This is a genomic window from Empedobacter sp. UBA7252, from assembly GCF_002472765.1.
GTDB lineage: Bacteria > Bacteroidota > Bacteroidia > Flavobacteriales > Weeksellaceae > Empedobacter > Empedobacter falsenii_B.
Genome location: NZ_DKSQ01000101.1, coordinates 1,916 through 5,251 on the forward strand (window position 1 = coordinate 1,916; position 3,336 = coordinate 5,251).

Annotated in this window: 5 protein-coding genes; 3 read left to right on the forward strand and 2 right to left on the reverse strand. The window is 31.1% G+C overall.

Going from position 1 to position 3,336, the window contains the following annotated elements; genetic code table 11:
• Nucleotides 1-405 (reverse strand): signal recognition particle receptor subunit alpha (locus B2X73_RS14395; protein WP_291096797.1); only part of this gene is annotated, 405 nt, incomplete at its 3' end.
• A 116-nt stretch (nt 406-521) separates the two neighbouring features.
• Here B2X73_RS14395 and B2X73_RS14400 point away from each other — a divergent pair.
• Complete coding sequence (locus B2X73_RS14400; RefSeq protein ID WP_219034601.1) at nt 522-884, forward strand: hypothetical protein; 363 nt, start codon at nt 522-524, stop codon at nt 882-884.
• A 57-nt stretch (nt 885-941) separates the two neighbouring features.
• Here B2X73_RS14400 and hemB read toward each other — a convergent pair whose 3' ends face one another.
• Entirely contained in the window at nt 942-1,937 is a 996-nt protein-coding gene (gene hemB / locus B2X73_RS14405) for a porphobilinogen synthase (RefSeq protein ID WP_038334133.1), read from the reverse strand.
• A 196-nt stretch (nt 1,938-2,133) separates the two neighbouring features.
• On the opposite strand from hemB, the gene B2X73_RS14410 reads away from it, so the two are divergent.
• Nucleotides 2,134-2,592 carry a hypothetical protein gene (locus tag B2X73_RS14410; RefSeq protein ID WP_291048257.1) on the forward strand — a complete coding sequence of 153 codons (459 nt, stop codon included), beginning with the start codon at nt 2,134-2,136 and terminating at the stop codon, nt 2,590-2,592.
• A gap of 43 nt (nt 2,593-2,635) precedes the next feature.
• The gene (trmD, locus tag B2X73_RS14415; protein WP_125349373.1) at nt 2,636-3,322 is read left to right on the forward strand and encodes a tRNA (guanosine(37)-N1)-methyltransferase TrmD; all 687 of its coding nucleotides are present in this window, start codon (nt 2,636-2,638) and stop codon (nt 3,320-3,322) included.
• The last annotated feature ends 14 nt before the right edge of the window (nt 3,323-3,336 follow it).

Below are 3,336 nucleotides of genomic sequence, written 5' to 3' on the forward strand. Positions count from 1 at the left end.
AGCAACTAATAATACTTTTTTGTTTTTCTTAGTTTTTAGGAAATTAGCTAATTTACCAGAAAAAGTTGTTTTACCAGAACCTTGCAAACCAGCAATCAAAATAATTGTCGGATTATCGTCTACTTTCAGTTCAGTAACCTCACCTCCCATTAATTTTGCTAATTCATCATGAACAATTTTTACCATTAATTGTCCAGGATTAAGCGACGTAATTACGTTTTCACCTAAAGCCTTTTCTTTTACCGTATTTGTAAAATCTTTTGCAACTTTATAACTAACATCGGCATCAACAAGGGCTCTACGCACCTCTTTTACGGTTTCTGCAACGTTAATTTCTGTAATTTGTCCTTTTCCTTTTAAGGTATGTAATGCTTTATCTAATTTATCCTGAAGATTTTGAAACATTTTGAGTCAATTTTAGGACACAAATATAAAAAAATTATACCGAATAATATAAAATCACACAACAAGGGTTTTAATTAAGTTATAATGATTAACTTGCGTGCTCAAATTTTGGTTGAATGAAAAAAGGTTTAGTACTATTTTTATTCTTTGTTACTGGGGTGGTTTTCAGTCAAACAAAGAATAACCAAACTTATTATTTTTTTTCCATCGCTTATGGACAAGATAATGAAGTTTATGTGACAGATGTTTATGAAGCAAACATCGATAACAAAGATATCTACGGCAAATTGGCAGATAGATATACAAAGTTTCAGAATTATTTATTGAAAAATGGAACGATTGGTTCTTTAAAAGAAATTCAAACGGGTTACGAAAAGAATTATCAGAAAAAAGAACAAGCTGAAGCTGAACAAAAATATTTTCTATCTACATTAGAAAAACAACAATTTACAGCGAAAATGGTTAATTATTCGCTTTAAAGCATAAAAAATCCACTTCAAATGAAGTGGATTTTTTTATTTTTATTTTGAACTGATTTATTGATCGTTCAATAATCTTGCTGCTTCTTTTGCAAAATAAGTTGAAATTAGGTCTGCTCCTGCTCTTTTGAAACAAGTTAAAGACTCTAAAATTACTTTATCATTATCTAACCAACCTTTTTCTACAGCAGCTTTTATCATCGCATATTCACCTGAAACCTGATAAACAGAAACCGGAACTTGTAAATTATCTTTCACTAATTTAACAATATCCAGATATGCCATACCTGGTTTTACCATCAAAATATCTGCACCTTCTTCTACATCCGCAATTGCTTCGCGCAATGCTTCTTGTGAATTATGGTAATCCATTTGATAGGTTTTTTTGTCTTTCGGAATTTCTTGAGAATCAACTGGTGCAGAATCTAAAGCTGTACGGAAAGGTCCATAAAAAGATGATGCATATTTCGCAGCATACGTCATAATTCCTACATTATGAAAACCGTTCTCCTCCAACGCAGCGCGCATCGCTCCTATTCGACCGTCCATCATATCAGAAGGCGCAACAAAATCTGCACCAGCTTCTGCATGAGATAATGTCATTTTTACCAAAGCATCAACTGTTTCATCATTAATAACTTCTCCATTTTTGATGATTCCGTCATGACCATAAATTGAATATGGATCTAAGGCAACATCAGGCATTACAATCATTTCTGGAACAGCATCTTTAATTGCTTTGATTGTATTTTGCATCAATCCGTTTGGATTCCAAGCCTCTTTACCTGTATTATCTTTTAAGTTATCACTAACTTTACAATATATGTTAACTGATTTTATACCTAAATCCCAAATTTCTTTTACTTCTTTTACAGTATTGTCAAGAGATTGGCGGTAAATACCTGGCATTGCAGCAATTTCTTCCTTCACGCCTTCTCCTTCAGCCATAAAAATTGGTAAAATAAAATCGTTTGGTGACAAATGATTTTCGCGAATCATACTACGAATTGATTCGTTTTTGCGTAGTCGTCTATGTCTGTTATATAAAAACATTTGATTAAAATTTTAGACAAATTTACTCGATTTCATTTGAATAAGGCTAATGAATAATATCAATTATATTTATTGATTTTAAAAGAAAATCAATCATTTGAATAATCAATTAAAATATTTATCATTCATTATATTATTTGGATTAATATCTTGTAATAAAAGCAATTATAAAACGATTCAATTTAGAAGTTTTTCTATGGAAATTCCGAAAGATTGGAAAAAAGTGAAATTAGGCGGAATTGATAGTGAAGTTGGAGGAATTATTACTCCAAATAATGATACATTAATTTATGATTATGGTTTACTTGCAGGCGGAGATTTTGATATTAATGCTAAAATTGCAGATAGTATTTTTACAACTATTTTAAATAATAATCCTGATTTAGAATTGGAAAAAATCTCTGAATTATATATCAATAAACTTCATAAAACAAATATTGATTCTATCGTACATTCAAAATACCAGATTTCTTATATTGTTATTGATCATCAAAAAGCAAAACTTATACAATCAAATCATCATAAATTAATTGCAGTTTATATGGATACTATTAAAAACTCAACTTCAAAATTTAATTTTATTGGTTACAATTTAGATGAAAAGTCACAAGAAGAATTTATAAATTCTATTAAAACAATCAAATTCAAAAAATAGATTTAAACTTGCTCAAACGTAGCTAAACAAATATCTTTGCAGCATGCGAATAGATATTATCACTGTTTTACCCGAATTATTAGTTAGTCCATTTTCTGCCTCGATTATGAAACGTGCGCAAGACAAAGGTTTAGCTGAAATTCATGTTCACGATTTGAGAGATTTTGGAAAAGGACGTTATCGTCATGTAGATGATTATCCGTACGGAGGAACTTCTGGAATGGTGATTATGTGCGAGCCTTTGGACAAAATGATTTCGAAATTGAAAGATGAACGAACTTATGATGAAATTATTTATTTGACGCCAGATGGTGAAACGTTGAATCAAACAATTGCGAATGATTTGTCGTTGAAAGGAAATCTTATGATGATTTGTGGACATTACAAGGGAATCGATCAACGTATTCGAGATATGTATGTGACGAGAGAAATTTCGATTGGCGATTATGTGCTTTCTGGTGGAGAATTTGGCGCAATTATTTTGGCTGATTCTATTATTCGTTTATTACCTGGCGTAATTGGTGATGAGACTTCTGCCCTTTCAGATTCGTTTCAAGATGATTTGTTAGCGCCACCAATTTATACGCGTCCTGCCGAATATAAAGGTCTAAAAGTTCCTGATGTTTTACTTTCGGGTAACTTTCCTAAAATTGAAGAATGGTTGCATGAAAAAGCAGTTGAACGTACAAAAGAACGTCGCCCAGATTTGTTAGAAAAAAGATCAAAATAAACTAAAAAAAGCTT